This is a genomic window from Acetobacterium sp. UBA5834 (assembly GCF_002435675.1).
In the GTDB taxonomy this organism is placed as follows: domain Bacteria; phylum Bacillota; class Clostridia; order Eubacteriales; family Eubacteriaceae; genus Acetobacterium; species Acetobacterium wieringae.
Genome location: NZ_DJGY01000067.1, coordinates 17,098 through 38,212, shown reverse-complemented (window position 1 = coordinate 38,212; position 21,115 = coordinate 17,098). Strand labels below are relative to the sequence as shown.

The window sequence follows — 21,115 nt, the reverse complement described above, 5'->3', positions numbered from 1 at the left end:
GGCTTGACAATATAGGAAGGAGAGCTCTAAAATGATTAGTTCAATCAGTCAAAGTGGTAGTGCTTCCAGCATTTGGCAGGCTTATCAAGCCAAACTAACGACCGCCAGCGAGACCAGCGATACCGGTGAAACCAGCCAGGTCGATGGCTCCATGCCGCCTCCGCCAAAAGGTCCGCCACCACCGCCACCACCAGATGCCAGTGCCACATCCGACTCCACCGACTCAACCATCCTGACAGCGGAACAGGAAGATTTAATCAGCTCGCTGCTTGAAGAGTACGACGCCGCCTCACTCAGTGAAGAGGATGCCAGCACCATCGTATCAAGCTTGCGAGACGCCGGTATTCCGGCTGGCAGCGCCTTAGCTGATGCGGTTGAAGCAAACGGCTTTGATCTCCAGGAAATCCTGGACCTTGTTCCTGCGACAGAGAGCATGCCTAATGGCGGTATTTCGCAAAACTACATGCAAATCCGGGAATCAATGGGCAGCTTAAGCTTCCTGGATGATACCGAATCAAGCCAAAGCACCCAGACCAACCAATCATTACTATCGCTATTTCAACAATACCAGAACAACCAGAACACCAGTCAGGCCAGTGTGAATGTCCTGGCGTGATATGAATTAACACATTTACTAAACCCAAAGACACCCCTGGCGGATTATCGGCCAGGGGTGTTTTAGTTGTATTGCAACGGAAACGTAACATAATTAAAGAAATTTAAGACAGGGGGCCATGATATAAAAAGTTGCTATTCAAAGTTCTAAGCGGTTCAAAAAAGCCAAACATGGTGCTGTTGGATCAAGTTGAGAACATTTTAATTCTACTCTTTTAGTTCTTCAATCACCGCCACAAAGGTATCCACTGGTTGCGCGCCACTGACAGCCGTTGTTCCGTTAAACAAAAAATAGGGGACGCCATGTATCTGGCGGGAACGGGCATTTTTTTCATCTTGACGGACTTCTTTTTCATACGCCGATGATTCTAAAATGCGTAAGACTTCCACTTGATCTAATCCCACTTCACCTGCAATGGCCGTTAACACGTCAAAATCTGAAATGTTCAATCCCTCCGTAAAATAGCTTTTCATCACCGCTTCGGTATAGACCTGCTGCTTGCCCTGATCCTTGGCGTAATGGGACAACCGGTGCGCATCAAAGGTATTGGTCGGCTGCAGTTTGTCAAAATTAAAATCCAGGTCAACTTCTCTGGCCGCATTGATGATATTGTTGTTAGCCGCTATGGCCTGTTCCAAACTCATTCCATATTTCTTGGCAATCAGTTGATTAATGTTCTCATCATAGCTCTTCCTGGCATTTGGATCCAATTCATACGCATTAAAAACGATCTCGGCTGCTGCTGTCATCCCTGTTTTTTCGAGGGCTAAGGCAAGTTTTCTTTCTCCGATATAACAAAAGGGACAGACATAATCTGACCAAATTTCTACTTTCACTGTTATTACCTCACAATTCTTACCGCTGGCAAGACCTTTCCATTAATTTTGCGTGCCTGACATACCAGCCACTGGTTTACAAACGTTGTGATCCCCTATGTTCGCTAATTATTGGGGCGAATCGAAGCGCAGGATCATATCATACCATTTTGAGCCACCATGCACCGATTGCGATTCGCCGGAATTTTCAAACCCGAATTTTTGATAATAATCAATCAGCGAAGCTTTGCAGGTGAGAATCACGCCTTTGCGACTGGCTGATCGTGATACTGCAATCAAATGCTCCATTAACCGGGCGGCGATTCCCTGATTACGATAACCGGGGATCACATCGAGACCAAAAACGGTCTGGTAAGCGCCGTCTGGAACATGTCGATCAGCGTCCTGAAATAATTCATCCCCAATTGTCGTTTCATTGATGACACCCCCATTGATAAACCCGACGATTTTGTCATCCATTTCGGCGATAAAAAAACTCTCCGGAAAGACCTTGATGCGTTGTGCAAATGCGCTCCTGGTTGCGGCCTCGGCTGCCGGAAAGCAGCTGGCTTCCACTGCGGTGACTGCTTTTAGATCTTCAATTGTCACGTTTCTGATTTTTAGTGTCATTGTTTTATTACTCCTTTTGCATGAATGATTGGGGACTTGCGAAACAGAGCGTACTTTTGCAATTCGTTTGGAATGGCACTATTGTATCATTTAATGGTGTTGTGGGAAAGATCATATCTGCTTTCTGGCAAAAAAACAAACCCACCGGTTTGATACCTGTGAGTATGTCTAAATATGATCCGGATGAAATTTTTATTCTTGACGCTGGTTTTAAACATATTGACATAAAGATGATTGCCAGCTATACTGTGCTTATCGTGCATGCACAGTATTTGAATCTGGAGGTAATAGGAAAGTGAACATCATCATTAAAAATTCTGCTGAAGTGCCTATTTACGAGCAGATTATGAACCAAATCAAAGCTGAGATCCTGTCTGGCGAATTAAAGGAGGGCGATCTTCTGCCTTCTGTCAGAGGCCTGGCCAGGGATTTGAATGTCAGCGTGATTACGACCAGAAAAGCCTATGACTGCCTCGAAGCTGAAGGATTCACCATTAATATGATGGGTAAAGGCTCTTTTGTTGCGCCTCAAAACATGGAGCTGTTGCGTGAAACCCGCTTGATGGAAATTGAAAAAAGGTTGACCGATATCCTTGACTATGGTAAACCTGTCGGCATTTCAGGTGCGGATTTAAAAAATATTATCGACGTGTTAATCAGGGAGGAATAAACGTGAATGCAGTTTTAGAAATCAATAACCTTTGCAAAAACTATGCCGATTTCAGCTTGCAGAATATCAATATGTCGCTGGAAAAAGGAACACTGACCGGCTTTATCGGACCCAATGGCGCCGGAAAAACAACCACGATCAAAAGCATTCTGAACATGATCCAACCCGATCAGGGAAAAATCACCGTTTTGGGTTTGGATAGTGTCCACAACGATCTGGCAATCAAATCAAAGCTGGGGGTTGTGCTGGATGACGGTCATTTTTATGAAGACTTGACCTTACAGAAAATGACACGCCTGATTGCTCCGATGTATTCAACCTGGGACAATCAGGCCTATCATGCTTATCTGGATAAACTTGAATTGCCCGAGGATAAAAAGATCAAGCATTTGTCCCGGGGAATGCGGATGAAATACGCCCTGGTGCTGGCCCTTTCCCATGGGGCTGAGCTTTTTATTCTGGACGAGCCAACAGCTGGCCTCGATCCGCTGGTACGAAGTGAACTGATTGAAATCCTCAAAGACATTGTGTTGGCGGACAACAAAACGGTATTAATGGCGACGCATATCACCTCCGACCTTGATAAAATAGCGGATTATTTGTTTTTTATTGTTAACGGCCAAATTATCCTCCACGGGCCAAAGGACGAAATAAAAGATCAGCACGCCATAGTTAAAGGCGATCCTGCCCTGTTACTGCCCGATCACGCCGATCACTTTGTCGGCCTGAATAAATCCAGCTACGGCTTTGAGGGGCTAACCGATAATAAAGCCGCCCTCAAAAAAGTTCTGCCCAGCCAAACGGTCTATGAAGTTCCCTCAATTGAGGATATTTTAAACTACTATGCCAGGAGGCCATCATGCTAAAGTCAAACTTTCTTCATTTCACTAAAATGCAGATTTCATCATTAAGTCAAATTGTCTGGTTGCAGCTGCTCTGTATTGTGTTGTACCCAATGTATTTTAATCAGATTAACATAAACAATGATCGTGCCAATGTCATTGTTTTTGCAGTGGGACTTTTGATGCTATCCTATTTGCTTTTGCGGAATTTTGCTTTTAACGACGCCAAATATAAAACGAAGTTTCTATTTTGCCTCCTCCCGGTTACCCCGACAATCATTATCGGAGCCCGGGGCATCATCCTTTATACTCTTTTGTCTGGTTGCCACACCGCTGATCATTTTGTTTTCTCACATCAACCACGCCATCAAACCGGACATCTTTGCGATTGTGCAAACCGCTATTGTCCCTGATGGGTTATTGTTTGTTGCGCTGTTTTTACCCCTCGAGTTTCTGATTTTTTATCTGTTCGAGGCCCAAAAATCCGATATTATCGGGGTGTTAGCGCTATTCCCGGCGATGGGCCTGATGTTGCTTTTATATAACGTGCTGCAGAGCAGTCTTTGGATTGCCGTGTTGATCCTTGCCATTTTTGCCAATGTCATCAGTTTCCGGTTTTCCCGGATGCTTTATCAACGCAAAAGTTAATGTGTAATTCTAGCTACTTGCATCGGAATACTCGGAACGTATCATTAAAATTTCTTCCCAGTTGTCAAGAAACAAGGTGATTACCCGAGGATCAAACATCTTCCCGCATTGCTCCACCAGATAGTGTCTTACCTGATCCAACGGCCAGGCCTCCTTATAGCAGCGCTTGTGAGAAACGGCATCAAAAACATCGGCTACCGATACGATGCGACTGAACACATTGATCTGCTTCCCGGCTATTCCCTGGGGATAACCGGTGCCATCCCAGCGTTCGTGATGGCTTAAGGCAATGATCCCAGCTATTTTTAAAATTTTGTGGCTTGATTTTTTCATAATATTATAGCCGATGGTCGTGTGGGTTTTAATACAATCGAACTCTTCCCGGGTCAAGGGGCCCGGTTTGTTGAGAATATGATCCGGTATCCCGATTTTGCCAATGTCATGCATCGGTGCTGCGATTTTTAACAGCATAACGTCTTCCTGATTCAAGCCATACTTAAGCCCGATCAGATGTGAATATTCCGCTACCCGCACCACATGCTTGGCAGCCTCCTGAGAACGGGTCTCGATGATCTCACCCAGAGTATAAATGACTTCTTTCTGGGTATCAATTATTTCTTCATTCACCTTCTGTAGATATTCCTGAGCCTGTTTCATCTCGGTAATGTCCTGAATAACACCGATGATCCCCGCCACTTCACCAGCCTGGTCAGTAAAGATAGCTTTGTTAAAAATAACACTTTTATTTTTGCCAGTCGAGGACACGATTTGGAAATCATAAACCTGAGGTGTTTTAGTCTTCAACAGTTCGACATCGGCCTGATGATAAGCCTCTGCCAATTCCCGGGACGAAATATCAAACACCGTTTTACCGATGTAATCCGATGGCGCCAAACCAATCGCCTCTTCGAAGGTTTTGTTGCCACCAAGATAGACCAGATCTTTATTCTTGTAAAAAATCGGTGAAGGTACCGCATCCATCAGAGCATTTTGAAAATTCATGACATTATACAATTCAATCATGGTTTGATGGATCTTGATGTTGGTAAAACTCAATTGCGAGATGTAACTGGCCATCTTGGTATAAAACTTCATAGCGGTTTCCACCTGTCGATGACTAAAGCGTGGAACCCGCTCCAATGCCGCCATATAAGCTTCCTCATCAAATCCAAATTCTCTGGCTTGATTTTGAAAATAGTCGTAATCGATGGATTCATCAGTGTAAAAAAACTGACCCAGGTAAATATGCCCCATCCGCTGATTTCCCAGATAAATCGGGGTGGCAATGTCCCAAAGGTTATTTTTACACTTATAGCTCCGGTATTCACCCACTTCGATTCCTTTGGTTATTTCAAAATCACTTTCCAGGCAGTTTTTACAGGAAGCCGGATTAAGCCGATGAAAGTTGACACAGATATCCTGCCATCCTTCTTTGACAATGATATTGCCATTCATATCAATAATCCCCACCGGGATCCCGGTCAGTTCGTAAAAATAGTCCATGATATTCTGGAACAGGGTGGCGTCCATCACATCACCCAGACTCAATTCAACAGCGGTAGTCGGGAATTCCATCAGCAGCTTTTTGGGATCGCTGAAATAATTTTTTGTTTCTTCCGGAACACCTGCACTGATGTTCAGTAGCACCAACTCCTGAGAATCCACATAAATTCCCCGCACGTCGATATGAATCATGTGGTTAGCCTGATTGGTAAAATAAGTTTTGAAAGCAAAGTGATGGTCCTTTTTTATCTTTTCAAAATATGCCAAAAATTGGGTTAAGGTTAGGCCGAAATTCAGATCTAAAATATAAATGCCGTTTAGTTGCTCAAACTTCTGCTCAAGAAATTCGGCACAGGCGGCGCTGGCACCCAGGACAATCCCCTGGGCATTGACCATCATGATCTTGTCATTGATTGTGTTTTGTTCCATCACATTCTCCTTTTGGCGGCATCCAATTCTGGCCGAGATCAACAGCGCTACCTCCGTTACTACAACGAAGGTAGCGCTGCACCACGGCTTCCCAGGTGTAGTTGTCAACACAAATTTTCCGGGCCCGGTTGCGGACTTCCTGTCGGGCACTGTTGCTGAGCCCCGCATAATAGTTAAGCAGATAATTTAGCGACCCTGCCAGGTTAAAAATCAGCTCGCCATCAAGCGCTGGCAGCCTAAATGCCCCATCGGCTTCGCCCCGGTCAAAAATGTCTCCAAAAATCTGGCGATAGATGCTGATCACTTCGGCAAAACCACTGTGGTTGGTCAGCACCGGGATGATCCCCGATGCCAGCGCTTCAACGGCCACCAACCCAAATGCCTCGGGAAAAATCGATGGAGCTACGGTAATTTTGCAACAGGCAATCAGGCTTTTTAAATGTTGATGATCAAGATAGCCGGTGAAAACAATCGCTTCCCGGATGGCTCCGGTGGCGGCTGCTAGATAAGCGCTGGCAAAATCCGGGTCATTCAATTTATTTAACAATGCTTCAAAATAAACGGAAGCATCGGCAGCAATGGTGGCATCGACACTGTCCGGTTTCCTGATTAGTGTGATAAAGGTGCCAGATCCCCCTGATCCAGAGCCTTTATCAGAGTTTCAAAATAATCCCGGGATGACCCAAAGCCTACCAGAATGATTCGCAGTCGGTGATTTTTCATCAGCATCAGCGGCGCTGCCGCAATCAGTAACTGTACCCCTTTTGTCCACAAATACTTGCCATAATATAAGATGATTTTTTCATCCGTAAAGTCAATCCGACCCAGCTTACGAACGACGTCTTCATCGGTCTGCAAGAGCGCCGTCGCAGCTGAGGGCTGTCCAGCGATCAAGGGGGGCGCTGCCAGCCTGGCCAGCAGACCATCGATCTCGGCCTGTTTCTCACTGCTATCATTTAAACTGATAAAATTCTTCAGATCCACCCCGCCCGGAATCACCAGCGATTTTGCGTAAAGACTTGGGTCATTGTCAAAAAACGCCAGAAACTCCAGTCTGGAATACTGACTGATAAAAACTACCCACTCGGCATTGGCCAGAGCTTCCCGGGCGTATTCCTTTAACAAGAGACTGTGGCGCACCGAAAAATTCAAACAGCTACCGTGAACGGTCATCACGTGGCGGCAGTGGCCCAGTCGACTCCGGGCTACATAAACCGGCTGCATAATGCTATGGTTGCTTAAGACCAGAGCGGTGCGCCCCGGGTCGACGACAGCATCCAGCGCTCAACGGTTATCTTCAATATAGGCTTCAATTTCTGCTGGGGTACAGTCAGAATAGGTTTTTACCACATAACCCGGGTAATTGTCATAAACATAGACTGGTAAAAAACCATTCAGATTGGGTCGATACAACTGACATTTCCCCGGATAGGGGGTCGCTTGTTGATAAACTATTGTAATATTGTGGTTGTGGCGATCAAAGTCCCAGGCGGTTTCGATAAAGTCAAACAACTGGGGCTTTTCTTCCTGACAGAACAACTTTACCTGATGCCCCAGCTTACACAATTCCCGACAGGTATTTGCGACAAAGAGGTTACTGCCGGTACCTCGTAAAAAGTATCCGTGTACCATTACAATCTCCATCTTTCTTCCCCCATTTGATCGTAAACTAGCCTCAGTTTTGATGCTGCGACAAGGCCAACCGGCTTGCTCGTTGTATACCCCATCCTGTTATTTTTTCTCAAAAATATTTTTAAAGCGATACCTCTGGGCAAATTTTTTTATCATTTCACAATTTTTTATAATTTTTGGTGACAGTGCTGATTATTTGTACTTTGATTGGTTATAAATATAACAAAATAAACAAATCACTTTCACCGTAACTTGTTAGGAGAATACCAATGAATAAATATGGAACCCTGAGAGAAAAAAAAGGCAACAGCCTGATTGACTTTCCCGATAATTATGTCATCATTGACATTGAAACCACCGGATTCAGTCCCCACAACTGCGAAATCATCGAAATCGGCGCCGTCAAGGTACGGGACAATAAAATCGTTTCGGTTTTTCAGATGCTTTGTAAACCCCGCAACCCCATCAGTTCCTATATCACCAGCCTGACGGGAATCACCAATAACATGCTGGCCGATGCGGCCCCCATTGCAGAAGTGCTTTCCGCCTTTACTGCGTTTATCGGCGACCTTATTTTAATTGGCCATAAGGTCAATGCCGACGTCAATTTTTTGTATGATCACTGTAAGCTTTACATCAATCATGATCTGACCAATGATTTTATCGACATCCGGGAGTTGTTTAGGGAACGGCAGCGTTCGGTTCTCAATTCCCAACTGACCTCACTGTGTGAAAAATGCGCCATTCAGAACACAAATGCCCACCGGGCTCTATCCGACTGTCTAGTCAGCAATAATCTTTATCAGTCCCTGAAATATCATCAGGGTTCTCTGACCTGTGTGGATGAACTCAATACCCTGATCCTGGCCAGGGAGTTTAATCACAAACATTCCCCCTATAAAAAGAAATGCCAGCATCTGACCACCAGCAGGGATCAGTTTGCCCGGATTTCGCTGTGATTGCCAACTTTCTATTTTCCCCTCAATAAGGGCGACGGCTGCTTTGGCACCGCCGCCCTTTTTTAATCAGCACCACGGCATTTTCTGGATGTCTCGATCATGAAAGGAAGGAATTTATGAAATTTCGCAATCTTTCCATTAAATACTCAATGATGATCGTCCTGGTTGCGATCATTACACCCCTTTATTTTCTCTTTGCGATGATCAACTACAACAGCATCCGCAACGGCATTCTGAATAATACCCAGCTGGCCATCAACCAGACCCGGATCAACATCATTGATACCATTATCAGCACTGAAAAAAGCTACGAGCTGGTATCCACCTATTATGATGAGATGATGGCCGAGAGTCTCCAGCTGTTTAATGCCGAATATGAGACGCAAAAGGGCAATGTCACGGCCATCGATCTGGACGCCATCAAAGCGCGTTACCATAATAATCTGGATCTGTATATTATTGATGAAAACGGAGTCATCATCCGGACGACCTTCCCCTCGGCCCTGGGCATTGATTTTAAAACGGTACCGGATTTTTTTAAGACTCTCACCGAACTGCGCCAGAGGCATGACCCGGAAATCTCCCATGTCACCACCGATTTAGTCACCGGGGAGCTGCGCAAGTGGGGGTATATCCCCACCGCCGACCATCGTTATGTGCTAGAGGTGGGCATTTCGCCCGGCTCGCTGTCACAATTTATTACCCAGCTCAACTACACCGATATGGAAAAAACTGTACAGGACAATAACCCCTTTATTGCTGACATCACGGTCTATGACAAAAACCACATCATGCTGGGTAGCGGTCAAACCGAAACCGACCCGGCCCGGATCGCCATGATTGATACCGTCATCAGTAATGGCACCGACCAGATCATCACGGGCGACCTGGGCCTGCTTGATCAGGAATACATTTATGTCAACACCTTCCCCGGCGGCATGAACGATTCCCAGAAGGTCATTGCCATCCGTTATCAGTATGACGATATTATCCGCCAGATCAATGGCACCCGGATGGCCACCCTGCTGGTCTTTCTGACTTACACCGTCTTTAGCCTGCTGCTGATCTATTTCCTGGTGACCCGCTCCATCACCGAGCCTTTGATCCGCCTGACCAACCGGATTAAAGGGGTCTCCGGCACCAACCTGGATTTTTTCATGCCGGTTTCCGGCAGCAACGAACTGGGCCAGCTGACCCAGTCCTTTAATGAGCTGTCGGCCAAGCTACAGTCGACCCTGGTTACCAAAACCTACCTGGAAAACGTCATCGATTCGGTCGGTGATATTCTGATTATTATGGATAGTGATCTTAAAATCCTCCGGATCAATCAATATACTAGGCTGTTTCTGGGCAAGCACTGTGGCCAAATCGTCGGTAGCCCGATTGACACCATCTTTGACGGCAGTAGCAGCCTGCGTGATTTGCAGGCAAAGTTGATTTTAAACCCCCGCCTGGAAAACATCGAAGGCACCATGATTAAAGACAACCATCAGAAAACCACCGTAATCGCCTCGATTTCTGCCTACCGCAGCGAGGATGGGCAAATCCTCGGCTATATCTTAAACGCAAAAGACATCAGTAAAACCAAGCAGATCTTAAAAAAACTGGAAGAATCCAACCTGTTTTTGAAAAAGCAGGAGTCGATTCTGCTTACGCAATCCACCATCGATGCCCTCACCGGAGCCTGCAACCGGGGCTGTATCTTTAACATTCTGGAGGATATCCATGCCAATACCCCATTACTTTATTCGACCTTTTCGGTGATGATGATCGACCTTGATCATTTTAAATCCGTCAACGACCGCTTTGGCCATCAGGCTGGTGATACGGTGCTGGTGGAAACTGTCCAGATCATCATGGATAACCTCCGCAAAAGCGATTTTCTGGGCCGCTATGGCGGCGAAGAGTTCCTAATTGTGATGCCGGACACCACCCTCAACGAGGGCTACCAGATTGCCCAGCGGATCCGGATCAAAATCAAAGATACCCGTTTCTACCACGATCGCATCGAGCTGACCATCAGCGGCGGAATTGCCGAGTGGGATCACAACAGTGTCAGCGAGCTGATCGAAACGGCCGACCGGCTCCTCTATCAGGCTAAAAAACAGGGCCGCAACACCATTTTGCGGACCGAAAAATCTTAATCAAATTAACTATATTCAAAACCTTGAATTATCCCTTGCAATCGCTTGCGATCTGATTTATAATAAAATCAAATATCTCCGATAATGGCAAACCTGGTGAAAGTCAGGGACGCAAAGCCACGGGTCTAAGGCATTTTGCTACGACAGCCGGGTTGCCGAAGAGGGCGCAGGGTCTTTAACTGTATGCCTTTTTAGGCATACAGTTTTTTTAATGGAGATCAATTGAAAGGAGTCTTTTATGAAAAAAAGATTGTTTCTCGTTTTGGTCCTGGCACTGGCCCTTTCCGCCCCCGCTACGGCGCTGGCAGCACCGAAGAATTCAGACAAAGGCAACAGCAATCCACCTCCCAAAAAGGAAACCGTTGTCGCCCCGGCTCCAGCTCCAGTAGACGTTCCGGTTGTCAATCCAGTCGAACCCGAAAGCCCCGACAGCAGTGACCCGACCGTTACTGATCCTGTCACCACACCGGTTGACGATGGCACCACCGATCCAGTCACCGAAACCCCGGTTGACGATGGCACCACCGATCCAGTCACCGAAACCCCGGTTGACGATGACAGCACCGATCCGGCCGCTGAAATCCCGGTCATTGAACTGACTCCCGACCCCGTTGTCCCGGAATTGGAACCAGTTGTTTAATCGTTTCATCTGAATCATTGTTTAATTCAGATATCTGGCAAAAGCAATTTTGCTGAGATAAATTTTCTTCTTCTTTGACCAGCCTGAGCACTCAGTTCAGGTTGGTCTTTTTTTGTATAGTTTTTCGATCGTATTTGAATCCTTTTTGAGGGTAATAATATTCGCTACAATAAAAAACCATTTGATGGGAGCTTACCGTTTTTTTTAAACTGCGCTATTTACACCAAATGATTTTTTTATTATTATTCACCACCAAGTCTTTAGATGATTGCGTTAACCCTGAAACACCTTGATAGCCCGGATCACATCGGCCTGCATGGCCGCCTGGCCAATCTTTGCAATCTCATCAAAGCGCAGCACCTGGCCGGGCTGCTGTTCAAACCAGGTTTTGACAGCCTGCCCCCCAGCCAGCGACATGTAGGTAAAATAATTGATTTTGGTGATCCCGGCAGCAATGGCCTGGCGGAAGTCGCTATCACTTACTCCCGAACCGCCGTGCATCACCAATGGGACATCCACCTGCTGATGAATGGCGGCGATCCGCTCAAAATCCAGACAGGGTTCGGCCTCGTAAAGACCGTGGGCGGTACCAAAGGCAATCGCCAGGGCATCCACTCCGGTAGCCTCTACAAAGTCGCTGGCCTGCTCGGGATCGGTGTAGCATGCTGCTGGAGTCAGCTCTTTTTCTTCGGGATCAGGGCGTCCCCCGCCCTCCGGGCGCAGCACCCGACCCAACTCAGCTTCCACCGAGACGCCGAGATAATGGGCCACCCGGACTATTTCCCGGGTGTTGCTCAAATTTTCCGCATAGGGCAGTCTTGACCCGTCATACATCACCGAGGTGAAACCCATTTTCATGGCATGAAGCAGATAGCCCAGGTCTTCACCGTGATCGAGATGGACACAGACATCCACCCGGGCCTGGTCGGCCAGCCGGATCATCACCGGGCCGATGACTTCCAGGGGAATCAGGCTTTCATGGATCTGGGCATGCATGATGATCACTGGCTGGTTTGCGGCTTCGGCCGCTGCGATCACCGCCCGGACGCTTTCCAGATTAGGGGTGTTAAAAGCTCCCACCCCTGTTCTGTCAGCCTGAGCCTGCTTTAAAATCGTCGTCAGATTAACACGCATGATTCTCCTCCTTAATACTCCGGCAGGCCACAACATCCACCCCGGTACCGCAGATGTTTGAGATGACCACATCCCCCATCTGACAAGGCCCGATGAGTCTGGCTTTGCGGATGACATTCATGGCCATCGCCAGATCTTTTTTAGGAATCGGGTCAGCCGTTTTGACCGGCAACAGATAAACCTTATCTCCATATTCCACCAGTATCGTACTGGTTAAGGTTCTTTCCGGGTTTGTTAACTCTTTTTCGGCAAATTTTTTGCCCCGTTTACAGCCTTGTCCCTCTACCCTGTCGATTACCCCATCTGTTAGATAAACCGTGATCACACATTCCTGAGGACAGGTGGTACAGCAAACTTTGATCGCTGTTTGATCGGATTCTGTAATCATTTTTTCTTGCTGTTTCATGTTTTTCTGTCTCATTTTTTTACCTCTCGAACTGATACGGTGATGGGTTCGTCGGACTCGTTTAGACGGTTGAGTTCTTCCGGATGCAAGGCTACTGCATCCATCACACTGGGTTTATAGGCCTGGACTTTACCCTGGTAAAGGATTTCTGTACCGGTGTGAATCACGACTGCAGCCTGATCCAGAGGTGTTCGGACCCGGAATAAAATCCGGATTGGCTTTTGTGGCGGAATGGTCAGCCTGGCCGGTACGGTATAGCCGACATTTTCGCCGGGACTGATTGTGATCGTTGCTTGATTTTTGGCCGGTCTGTTTTCACTGACCACCGCCTTTTGCTCTAACGCATAGACTGCGGCAGCGGTTCCGGCCTGTTCAGCTTCCAGGGTCACATTGTCGACCAGATCGTGAACGTGGAGAACATTGCCACAGGCAAAGATTCCCGGTTGGTCGGTGGCCAGCTCTTCATCAACCAGCGGACCGTTGGTCCGGGGATTGAGGCGGACTCCGGAATTTTGCGACAGCTCATTCTCGGGAATCAGACCAATCGACAGCAACAGGGTATCACAGGCAATCACTTCCCGGGTCTCGTCAATCACCGCAAAGTTCTCATCAACCTTAGCCACCTCGACTGCTTCCAGATGCGGGTAGCCGATGATATTTGTTACCGTGGTTGACAGATGCAGGGGGATATCAAAATCGTCGAGGCAATTTTTGATGTTCCGGTATAGGCCATTGGCATAGGGCATCAACTCGTAAACCCCCAGCACCTGCATCCCTTCCAGGGTCAGCCGTCGGGCCATGATCAGGCCGATGTCGCCGGAACCGAGAATAACAATTCGTTCGCCTGGTTTGCGGTTTTCAATGTTGACATAACGCTGGGCCAGCCCGGCGGTCAGCACTCCGGCCGGTCGGGAGCCGGGAATCTTAATCGCCCCTCGGGTTCGTTCGCGACAGCCCATTGCCAGCACAATCGCCCCGGCTGCCAGAACCAGCATGCCGTCTTGATTGACTGCGGTGATCCGGTGGTCTGGTGCTAAATCGATAACCATGGTGTTCAGATAAACATCAATATCGCTATCCTTCACCCGGTTAATAAACAGCTCGGCGTATTCCGGGCCGGTTAACTCCTGCTTGAAATAACTGAGGCCAAAACCGCTGTGAATACACTGATTGAGAATCCCCCCCAACTCGTCGTTGCGTTCGATAATGGCCACGGTGGCGCCCTTTTCGTTGGCTTTCAGAGCTGCCGCCATGCCGGCCGGGCCGCCGCCGATGACGACCACGTCGTAGTCTAACTGTTTCATTTCGCACCTCCCTTGACTGCCCCGCAAAGCAGTTGCGAGCCGGCATCTTCAAGACAGATGGCATCCGCCGACAGGCCCAGCTCCCGGGCCAGAATCGCAATCACCTTATACTGGCAGAAACCACCCTGACAACGGCCCATCCCCGCCCGGGTCCGGCGCTTAATCGCATCCAGGGTGTGGGCCGGAATCGCCCCATGGATGGCAGCGATGATTTCACCCTCGGTTACCGTTTCACAGCGGCAAACAATCCGACCATAGGCGGGATGCTCATTAATTAGCGCATCCTGTTCAGCAAGCGACAGCTCCGTAAAAACCGTCAGTTTCTCCCGATAGGGATTATAATCCGCTTTAGGCACCATTTCCAACCCGGCATTATCCAGCAGATCCCGAACTAGCTCGGCAATCGCCGGGGCCGAGGCCACCCCCGGAGACTGAATTCCAGCCGCATGGATAAAACCTTTAACCGTCGGGGATTCGGCAATGTAAAAATCATTGTTGTTGTCCAGCACCACTGGCCGCAACCCGGCAAAGGTGCGGATGATCTTAGCGGCGTCGAGTTCTGGCAAAATCTTGTGAACCCCGTCAATCAGAGCCTGAATCCCCGGCGCATAATTGTTGACGGCTTCCTTGTCATCCAACATCGTGGCGGTGGAACCAACGATGGTGTTACCATGCACCGTAGGTATGCAGGCAATCCCCTTGGTGTCCGGCCCGGGACAGGGAAACATCACCGTTTTGGGCTTATTAACCATGTCCTTATCCAACACCAGCAAATCGCCATGGCGGGGTTTCATCTGGTATTCAGCGATCCCGGCCAGCCTGGCCACATCATCGGCATGATTACCGGCGGCGTTGACGATATAAGTACAGGTAAATTGCTGATCGGGGGTGTTCAGCAGAAAATTGCCGTCCGTTCTTTTTTTAATGGCGGTAACTGGCTGACTGGTCAGAATCTCGACGCCGTTGGCTTTGGCATTTTCAGCAAAAGCAATGGCCACCTCAAACGGATCAACCACAGTAGCCGTCGGGGCGTAGAGCGCATGTCTGGCAGTGGTGGCCAGCTGGGGCTCACGGTTGCGCATCTGCACGGCATCAATAATCGCCAGATCTTTAACCCCGTTTTTGATGCCGAAATCCAGTTTGTGTTTTAGCACCGCCTCATCGGCATCACTAAAGCCGATCACAAAGATTCCCGGATTGATGATGCCAAAGTTCAGGTCCCGGGCCAGCTGCGGATAGCGGTTGGCGCCCCGGACATTGATCTTCGCTTTCAGACTCCCTGGGGTGGGATCATAACCCGGGTGAACCACCCCGCCATTTCCTTTGGTGGCCCCGATCCCGATATCGGTGCCCCGCTCCAGCAGCGCTGCCGTCAATTGATATTTTGAACATTCATGGGCAATGGCCGTACCGGTAATCCCGCCGCCAATGATGATGATGTCATAATGATTCATGTGATTTCCTTTCATTAGTGGTGTGAGTATTTTGTGCCGTTGTTTATTTTGGTTCGTAGCGGCGGGTTGTACCCAACCGCATTCATTTGGTTGGTGATCAACGTTTCGGGCGAATACTATTCGCCCCTACAAGATAATGCGTAACGCAGCTGGTGAGTTTTTTACGTCACTGCAAATTCTGGTTCGTAGGGGCGAACCGTGTTCGCCCATCCGCAGATAATGGCTACCGCATCAACATTCCGCCAGTGGCGTCGATGGTAGTACCAGTGAGGTAAGACGCCGGTTCGGAGGCCATAAAGACGACGATATTGGCGATATCTTCCGGCTGGGCGACCCGCCCGATGGGAATCCGACTTTCGTAATAGCCGGGGTTAGCGGCAATCTTATCCCGGATCATGTCGGTATACACCACCCCCAGGGCGATGCCGTTAACAGTAATCCCATAGGACGATAGTTCCCGGGCCATCGAAATGGTCAGGGCCACCATCCCGGCTTTGCTGGCAGCGTAATGAGCATGGCCGGTGGTGGAACCGTTAAAGGCCGCCTGGGAATTAATGTTGATGATCCGCCCGGGCCGCTGCCTGGCCAGATTGATTTTAGCAAAATACTGAGAGGTCAGAAAGGGTGCTGTCAGATTGACATCCATGGTCTCTTCCCAATCCGATAAGGGAATATCCTGAATCCAGCCGGTCAGCCAGATCCCGGCGTTGTTGATCAGAATATCCAGATCCCCCAACAGTGCTTCGGCCTCCTTCATCATCACCTGGACATCATCGGCATTATTCATATTTGCCCCCAAAGGATAGGCTTTTACCCCCATCGATTTGGCTTCTTCCACCACTTCCAATAATTCTTTCGACGATTTCCGGGCTGTGACTACCACATTAACCCCTTCCGCCGCCAAGCCCAGAGCAATCGCCCGGCCCACCCCCCGGGAACCCCCGGTAATGATCGCATTTTTTCCGTTAAGTTTCAAATCCATTTTAATCTCCAATCTTCACTCAGCCATCCAAATCAGTAACTTGCTTTGATGTTATTTGAATAATTCTTAAAACAAAGCAACGAACCGTACCGACAATTGTTACATCATGTTGTTTGCATCGGGGCGAACATGGCGATAGCCTGCGCGGAGGCAACGAGCCAATCACAAGCTGGCTTGTAGTTGGCGACTGCCTGCGACTAATAAGAAATTCTATTTCTTATTAGTGTCCGATCCCGCAGCAAACAACAGATTAACAATTGGTCGGTACTTGTTTTCGTCGTTGTCTCTTTTAGCATCATCCTGACATCAAAGCTCAGCGGAACTGATCTTAATACTCGTCCCAGATCCCATCCAGGGCCTTGATGACCTTCAGGTAGCGGTTGTACTTCTTTTCGTACATCGCCCGTTTATCCGGGTTGGGCACCGCCGTAAAGGCAATTTCCACCATCACGTCCGAAGCCGCCTTGAAGCTTTCGTAGGCACCAGTGGCGACTCCGGCACAGATGGCCGCACCCAGGGCCCCCAACTCGGTACATTCGGTGACTTCGATGGGCACCTGCAGAATATCGGCAAACATCTGCACCCACACCCGGGATTTGGCCACCCCGCCAGCAATCCGGATGCTTTTGGGAGCCTTCCGATATTTCAATAACTTTTCAATATGATACTTATGGCTGAAGACAATCCCTTCATAAACGGCTCGCAGCATATTGTCCCGGTTGTGGTAGCTGGACAGCCCAACAAAACAGGCCTTGGCGTTAATGTTGACATTGCTGGCATAGAGAAAGGGCAGGAAAACCACACCGCAATCTTCATCAGCGACACAGTTGACACAATTGTTGGAATACTCATAGACATCCTGCTCTTTTAAGTCAATGTCCCGGAGAATTTCAGTTAAAAACCATTCCAGATTGCTGGCCGAGGTCGGGCTGCCTTCGAGGATCATCCAATAGCCCGGAATCGGATAAATGGAGGTCATAAAGAGATCCTTGTCGACCACCGGCTGCTTGCTGATATATTCGTTAATGCTCCAGGTGCCGGCCACCACGCACAGCTTATCTTCATCAGTGATCCCCACGGCCATCGCTGAGGCATGAATATCCATGCAGCCCCCGGCCACTGGCGTGCCTTCAGCCAGACCAGTCAGTGCGGCTACTTCTTTGGTGATGGTGCCGCAGACTTCGCCGGAATATCGCAGTGGCGGCAATTTATCATAAATACTTTCCAGCCCCATATCACGAAGCAGCTCCCGATCGTATTTAACGTCTCTAACATTCATCAGGCTGGAACCGGACATATCGGCAATTTCCCCATAGGCTTCGCCGGTTAAGCGGAAACGGATGTAGTCCTTGCACATAAAGATCCAGCGGGTTTCCTCAAGCACTTCGGGCTGATGATCCATAAACCAGCGCAACAGCGTGGTCGGCTGTCCGGCAAAGACGCTCTGCATCGTTTTCGGTAAGATCTTGTCGTGGGTGCCGTCGTTTTGCCATTTGATCACGTATTCACGACCCCGGACATCGGTGGAGATCATCCCGTTGGTCGTCTGGCTACCATCCGCCCGAACCAGATAGAGGCCATTGCCATGACCGGTGGCCGCAAGGCCGATGATCTCACTGCCGTCAATGCCGGCTTTGGCAATCACCCCTTTGATGGCAGTGACATTGGCCTGCCACATTTCTTCGACATTGCGCTCAGTAAAGCCCGGTTGCGGCTGGTACATCACCGTTTTAGAACTGGAAATGGCTACCTCATTGCCTTTTAAATCATAAAGCGCAGCCTTAATCATCGTGCCGCCATTGTCCAGACCCAATAAATATTTACCCATTTTGTTACCTCCAATGTATTTTTTGAATTTTAAACGAGTTAGTGTTTGACGTTTCGAGCGATTGACAATGACCAAAAAAATCAGACCCTTGCCCGAACATTATGATGCCCGCCGCTTTTGTTGATACTTTACAGCGTAGTCGATCATCGGTTCGTAGGGACCATTGACCGCCCGCATCCCCCTGCTTACGAAAAAAAGTCCTGCTTAATAAATGCGACATATCATCACATTTATTAAGCAGGACTCACACAATTACCATCCGGCACATGCTATTCTGTTTTATTATAAATTCATCGCCAACCTACCACAGTGACTTGTCGCTAACCGTCAAACCTTTAAAGCCGCAGCCTTTGATCTTGTCCATCATCTTCCGGTCACGGATAAAACCACCGGCCAATAAGGGAATTTTGGCCACCGTCATCAGTTTTTGATAACAATCCAGGGCCATCACTGCCGGTAGCAGCTCAGCGCCGTCAACCCGGGAACAATCTATGATTTTAAGGGCTGTCTCAAACGAGCGTGAATCATGCAGAAAAAATCGTTGAAAGGTTACCAGACCGCATTGTTTGGCCATCCCCAGCTTGCCACTGTCGGTTGACATCACCCCATCGACATGATAATAGTTTTTTAATAGCTTCATGCCAACCTGGTCTTTGCCAAAACCACCCAGTAATTCCAGATTAACCAGGGCTTTTTTATCCTTAGCGTGAACCAGCTTGACCAGCTCCTGGAGATTGGCAATATGGGCTTCGGTCAGTAAAATAACCTGGGCCTCGCTGTTTAGGGCAATTTCCAGATCACCCAAGCGACGAATCGAAGGGATCACCTGAAATTCTGAAAAATCAATCCAACTCATTTGCTCTCCTCATTGTCTAGATCATAGCACAAGGGGAATAAAACCGTCAACTTTTTTTTAAGCGGCGACCCTGATTGAGTGGCATAATTTCCTGGCGCTACTTATCGCTTAAAAACTCCCGGACAATCGTTTTGTAAATAAGCGGCTGTTCAATATGATGGAGATGGGCCGCACCGGGAATCACCGCCATCGCCCCCTGGGGAAAGGCCATTTGAAAATCCTTCACCATTTTGACCCCGGCTTCATCGTTGTCGCCACAGGTTAAGAGCACCGGCACCGGGATTTCGTGTAGCCGGGGCATCAGGTCAAACTGTTTGAGTTTACCGTTAACCGTGAATTCGCTGGGGCCCCACATCGGTAGATAAACATCCATATTCAGTTTACCAAATGATGCCATCACGCTATCCGGCCAGGGCTCCAGGCGACAGAGGTATTTTTGGTAATAAACGCCAGTGGCCATCTCATAGTCGGCACCAAACTGCTGATTTTTTTCGGCGGCAACGATGATCTTTTGGATCGCTTCGGGCAGGTTGGAAATGTTTTCGATGGCACATTCCTCCCACAGCGGGGTGCTCAGATAGGGCGCCGAAAGAATCAGCGCAGTAACAAACTGCGGCTTTTTATCCAGCATATAGGCAACACTGAGCCCACACCCCCAGGACAACCCCAATAAAATCACCTCGCTGAGCTGCAATCCCTGAATCACCGCATCGAGCTCGGAGACGAAGTACTCCAGGCAATAATCATCGGGCTGATCAGCTTTGTCCGAGTTTCCGCAGCCCAATTGGTCATAAAAATAGACCGGCCGCTCGTCACTGAAGTCAGCCAGCACGTCCGGGATACTTAAAAATCCCGGCCCCCCATGAACCACCAGTAGCGGCGTCTGCTGTAACGACTCGCCATAAGCGGAATACCAGATTTTCTTGCCCTGATAGTTGATATAATCTTCTCTCATCATAATTCTCCTCAATTTTATTTTGTGTTTATCCTGGAAAAAGGTCTTGCGTTTGATAGCTGTTTTAGGCTTTTACTTACGCATTACCCGTTTTTTTATCATACTAACAATTTGAGCTATCAATCCCATCGCTTAATGGCGTATTTTTGGTCATTTTCATTCTACGCCTTTACAATCCCGTGAAAGGATTATACATTATAGCCATATCAATTTTATAATTAATAGAGGTGTAAACATGAGCCATTCATACGATGATAATGATTATCGTAGACATGATCACCATCATGGTGTCGTCGGAAGTATTTTAGATTTCATTGAAGATGAAGATGCCTTGAAAGCGGGCCTAAATCAGTCACAGACTGCTGTTCATCAGGACACCATGGTTTGCAGTCACTGCAAAATGGTGATTCCTTCGCACTCCAAATTTTGCCGGAATGCGGGTTCAAACAAACTGAAGCCCTGCACTGCAGCAACTGTGGTACGATCCTGGCCGCCGACTCGAAATTCTGCTTAAACTGCGGTCAGAAAGTCAGTCCCTAAATGCGATTTCCGCAAGCTGCAATTGTCTGACCGCACTGATCTAAGCCTTAACAGCAAACAGACCTGAAAAGCCACTCCGTATTTTCAGGTCTTGTTTTGGTTCTGAAAATAGATAAGGGATTTTGTCA

At 48.2% G+C, this 21,115-nt stretch carries 22 protein-coding genes and 1 riboswitch; of the genes, 8 read left to right on the top strand and 14 right to left on the bottom strand.

Features of this window, described 5'->3' with window-relative positions:
* The first annotated feature begins 31 nt into the window (after positions 1 to 31).
* Positions 32 to 616: a hypothetical protein gene (locus tag B3F51_RS13625; protein WP_286947630.1), complete on the top strand. Its 585-nt coding sequence runs from the start codon at positions 32 to 34 to the stop codon at positions 614 to 616.
* Positions 617 to 822: 206 nt separating this feature from the next.
* On the opposite strand, the gene B3F51_RS13620 is transcribed toward B3F51_RS13625, so the two are convergent.
* Together B3F51_RS13620 and B3F51_RS13615 are read right to left on the bottom strand one after the other, a co-directional pair.
* The gene (locus B3F51_RS13620; protein WP_286947628.1) at positions 823 to 1,452 is read right to left on the bottom strand and encodes a DsbA family oxidoreductase; all 630 of its coding nucleotides are present in this window, start codon (positions 1,450 to 1,452) and stop codon (positions 823 to 825) included.
* A 108-nt stretch (positions 1,453 to 1,560) separates the two neighbouring features.
* Entirely contained in the window at positions 1,561 to 2,061 is a 501-nt protein-coding gene (locus B3F51_RS13615) for a GNAT family N-acetyltransferase (protein WP_286947625.1), read from the bottom strand.
* 295 nt (positions 2,062 to 2,356) lie between these two features.
* On the opposite strand from B3F51_RS13615, the gene B3F51_RS13610 reads away from it, so the two are divergent.
* The 3 genes from B3F51_RS13610 (at position 2,357) to B3F51_RS13600 (ending at position 4,221) form a co-directional block, all read left to right on the top strand.
* Positions 2,357 to 2,731 carry a GntR family transcriptional regulator gene (locus tag B3F51_RS13610; protein ID WP_228883578.1) on the top strand — a complete coding sequence of 125 codons (375 nt, stop codon included), beginning with the start codon at positions 2,357 to 2,359 and terminating at the stop codon, positions 2,729 to 2,731.
* A gap of 2 nt (positions 2,732 to 2,733) precedes the next feature.
* Entirely contained in the window at positions 2,734 to 3,597 is an 864-nt protein-coding gene (locus B3F51_RS13605) for an ABC transporter ATP-binding protein (protein ID WP_250932647.1), read from the top strand.
* Positions 3,598 to 3,783: 186 nt separating this feature from the next.
* Entirely contained in the window at positions 3,784 to 4,221 is a 438-nt protein-coding gene (locus B3F51_RS13600) for a hypothetical protein (protein ID WP_286947623.1), read from the top strand.
* A 9-nt stretch (positions 4,222 to 4,230) separates the two neighbouring features.
* On the opposite strand, the gene B3F51_RS13595 is transcribed toward B3F51_RS13600, so the two are convergent.
* The 4 genes from B3F51_RS13595 to B3F51_RS13580 form a co-directional block, all read right to left on the bottom strand.
* Complete coding sequence (locus B3F51_RS13595) at positions 4,231 to 6,153, bottom strand: PocR ligand-binding domain-containing protein (RefSeq protein WP_286947621.1); 1,923 nt, start codon at positions 6,151 to 6,153, stop codon at positions 4,231 to 4,233.
* Positions 6,131 to 6,700 carry a glycosyltransferase gene (locus B3F51_RS13590; protein WP_286947619.1) on the bottom strand — a complete coding sequence of 190 codons (570 nt, stop codon included), beginning with the start codon at positions 6,698 to 6,700 and terminating at the stop codon, positions 6,131 to 6,133. The genes B3F51_RS13595 and B3F51_RS13590 overlap by 23 nt, the downstream gene beginning before the upstream one ends.
* A 62-nt stretch (positions 6,701 to 6,762) precedes the next feature.
* Positions 6,763 to 7,377 (bottom strand): glycosyltransferase family 1 protein, encoded by a 615-nt coding sequence (locus tag B3F51_RS13585; protein WP_250932655.1) that lies wholly within the window; start codon positions 7,375 to 7,377, stop codon positions 6,763 to 6,765.
* Positions 7,378 to 7,437: 60 nt separating this feature from the next.
* Complete coding sequence (locus B3F51_RS13580; RefSeq protein WP_070369820.1) at positions 7,438 to 7,797, bottom strand: hypothetical protein; 360 nt, start codon at positions 7,795 to 7,797, stop codon at positions 7,438 to 7,440.
* 257 nt (positions 7,798 to 8,054) lie between these two features.
* On the opposite strand from B3F51_RS13580, the gene B3F51_RS13575 reads away from it, so the two are divergent.
* The 3 genes from B3F51_RS13575 to B3F51_RS13565 all read left to right on the top strand — a co-directional run bounded on the left by B3F51_RS13575 (position 8,055) and on the right by B3F51_RS13565 (position 11,528).
* A complete protein-coding gene (locus tag B3F51_RS13575) occupies positions 8,055 to 8,744 on the top strand; it encodes a 3'-5' exonuclease (RefSeq protein WP_070369819.1) in 690 nt (229 codons plus the stop codon).
* A 116-nt stretch (positions 8,745 to 8,860) separates the two neighbouring features.
* Positions 8,861 to 10,888: a sensor domain-containing diguanylate cyclase gene (locus B3F51_RS13570; protein ID WP_286947615.1), complete on the top strand. Its 2,028-nt coding sequence runs from the start codon at positions 8,861 to 8,863 to the stop codon at positions 10,886 to 10,888.
* A gap of 76 nt (positions 10,889 to 10,964) precedes the next feature.
* A riboswitch (cyclic di-GMP riboswitch) is annotated at positions 10,965 to 11,048 on the top strand.
* A gap of 78 nt (positions 11,049 to 11,126) precedes the next feature.
* Positions 11,127 to 11,528 carry a hypothetical protein gene (locus tag B3F51_RS13565; RefSeq protein ID WP_286947613.1) on the top strand — a complete coding sequence of 134 codons (402 nt, stop codon included), beginning with the start codon at positions 11,127 to 11,129 and terminating at the stop codon, positions 11,526 to 11,528.
* A 273-nt stretch (positions 11,529 to 11,801) separates the two neighbouring features.
* Here B3F51_RS13565 and B3F51_RS13560 read toward each other — a convergent pair whose 3' ends face one another.
* From B3F51_RS13560 to B3F51_RS13525, 8 genes are all read right to left on the bottom strand, one after another.
* On the bottom strand, positions 11,802 to 12,662 hold the full coding sequence (locus B3F51_RS13560) for a class II fructose-bisphosphate aldolase (protein WP_286947612.1): 861 nt from the start codon (positions 12,660 to 12,662) through the stop codon (positions 11,802 to 11,804).
* Positions 12,652 to 13,083, bottom strand: coding sequence for a DUF1667 domain-containing protein (locus B3F51_RS13555; RefSeq protein ID WP_286947610.1), 432 nt, complete (start codon positions 13,081 to 13,083; stop codon positions 12,652 to 12,654). Before B3F51_RS13555 ends, B3F51_RS13560 begins: the two co-directional genes overlap by 11 nt.
* The gene (locus B3F51_RS13550; protein WP_286947608.1) at positions 13,080 to 14,372 is read right to left on the bottom strand and encodes an NAD(P)/FAD-dependent oxidoreductase; all 1,293 of its coding nucleotides are present in this window, start codon (positions 14,370 to 14,372) and stop codon (positions 13,080 to 13,082) included. Before B3F51_RS13550 ends, B3F51_RS13555 begins: the two co-directional genes overlap by 4 nt.
* Positions 14,369 to 15,826, bottom strand: a complete 1,458-nt coding sequence (locus tag B3F51_RS13545; RefSeq protein ID WP_148636500.1) for an NAD(P)/FAD-dependent oxidoreductase — start codon at positions 15,824 to 15,826, stop codon at positions 14,369 to 14,371. The genes B3F51_RS13550 and B3F51_RS13545 overlap by 4 nt, the downstream gene beginning before the upstream one ends.
* A 223-nt stretch (positions 15,827 to 16,049) precedes the next feature.
* Positions 16,050 to 16,808 (bottom strand): SDR family NAD(P)-dependent oxidoreductase, encoded by a 759-nt coding sequence (locus B3F51_RS13540; protein WP_148636499.1) that lies wholly within the window; start codon positions 16,806 to 16,808, stop codon positions 16,050 to 16,052.
* 328 nt (positions 16,809 to 17,136) lie between these two features.
* Entirely contained in the window at positions 17,137 to 18,636 is a 1,500-nt protein-coding gene (locus B3F51_RS13535) for an FGGY-family carbohydrate kinase (RefSeq protein WP_148636498.1), read from the bottom strand.
* A gap of 301 nt (positions 18,637 to 18,937) precedes the next feature.
* Positions 18,938 to 19,492: a glycerol-3-phosphate responsive antiterminator gene (locus B3F51_RS13530; protein WP_070369812.1), complete on the bottom strand. Its 555-nt coding sequence runs from the start codon at positions 19,490 to 19,492 to the stop codon at positions 18,938 to 18,940.
* A 97-nt stretch (positions 19,493 to 19,589) separates the two neighbouring features.
* Positions 19,590 to 20,450 carry a proline iminopeptidase-family hydrolase gene (locus tag B3F51_RS13525; RefSeq protein WP_084633444.1) on the bottom strand — a complete coding sequence of 287 codons (861 nt, stop codon included), beginning with the start codon at positions 20,448 to 20,450 and terminating at the stop codon, positions 19,590 to 19,592.
* Positions 20,451 to 20,831: 381 nt separating this feature from the next.
* On the opposite strand from B3F51_RS13525, the gene B3F51_RS13520 reads away from it, so the two are divergent.
* Positions 20,832 to 20,987, top strand: coding sequence for a zinc ribbon domain-containing protein (locus tag B3F51_RS13520; RefSeq protein ID WP_349680224.1), 156 nt, complete (start codon positions 20,832 to 20,834; stop codon positions 20,985 to 20,987).
* Positions 20,988 to 21,115 lie beyond the last annotated feature (128 nt).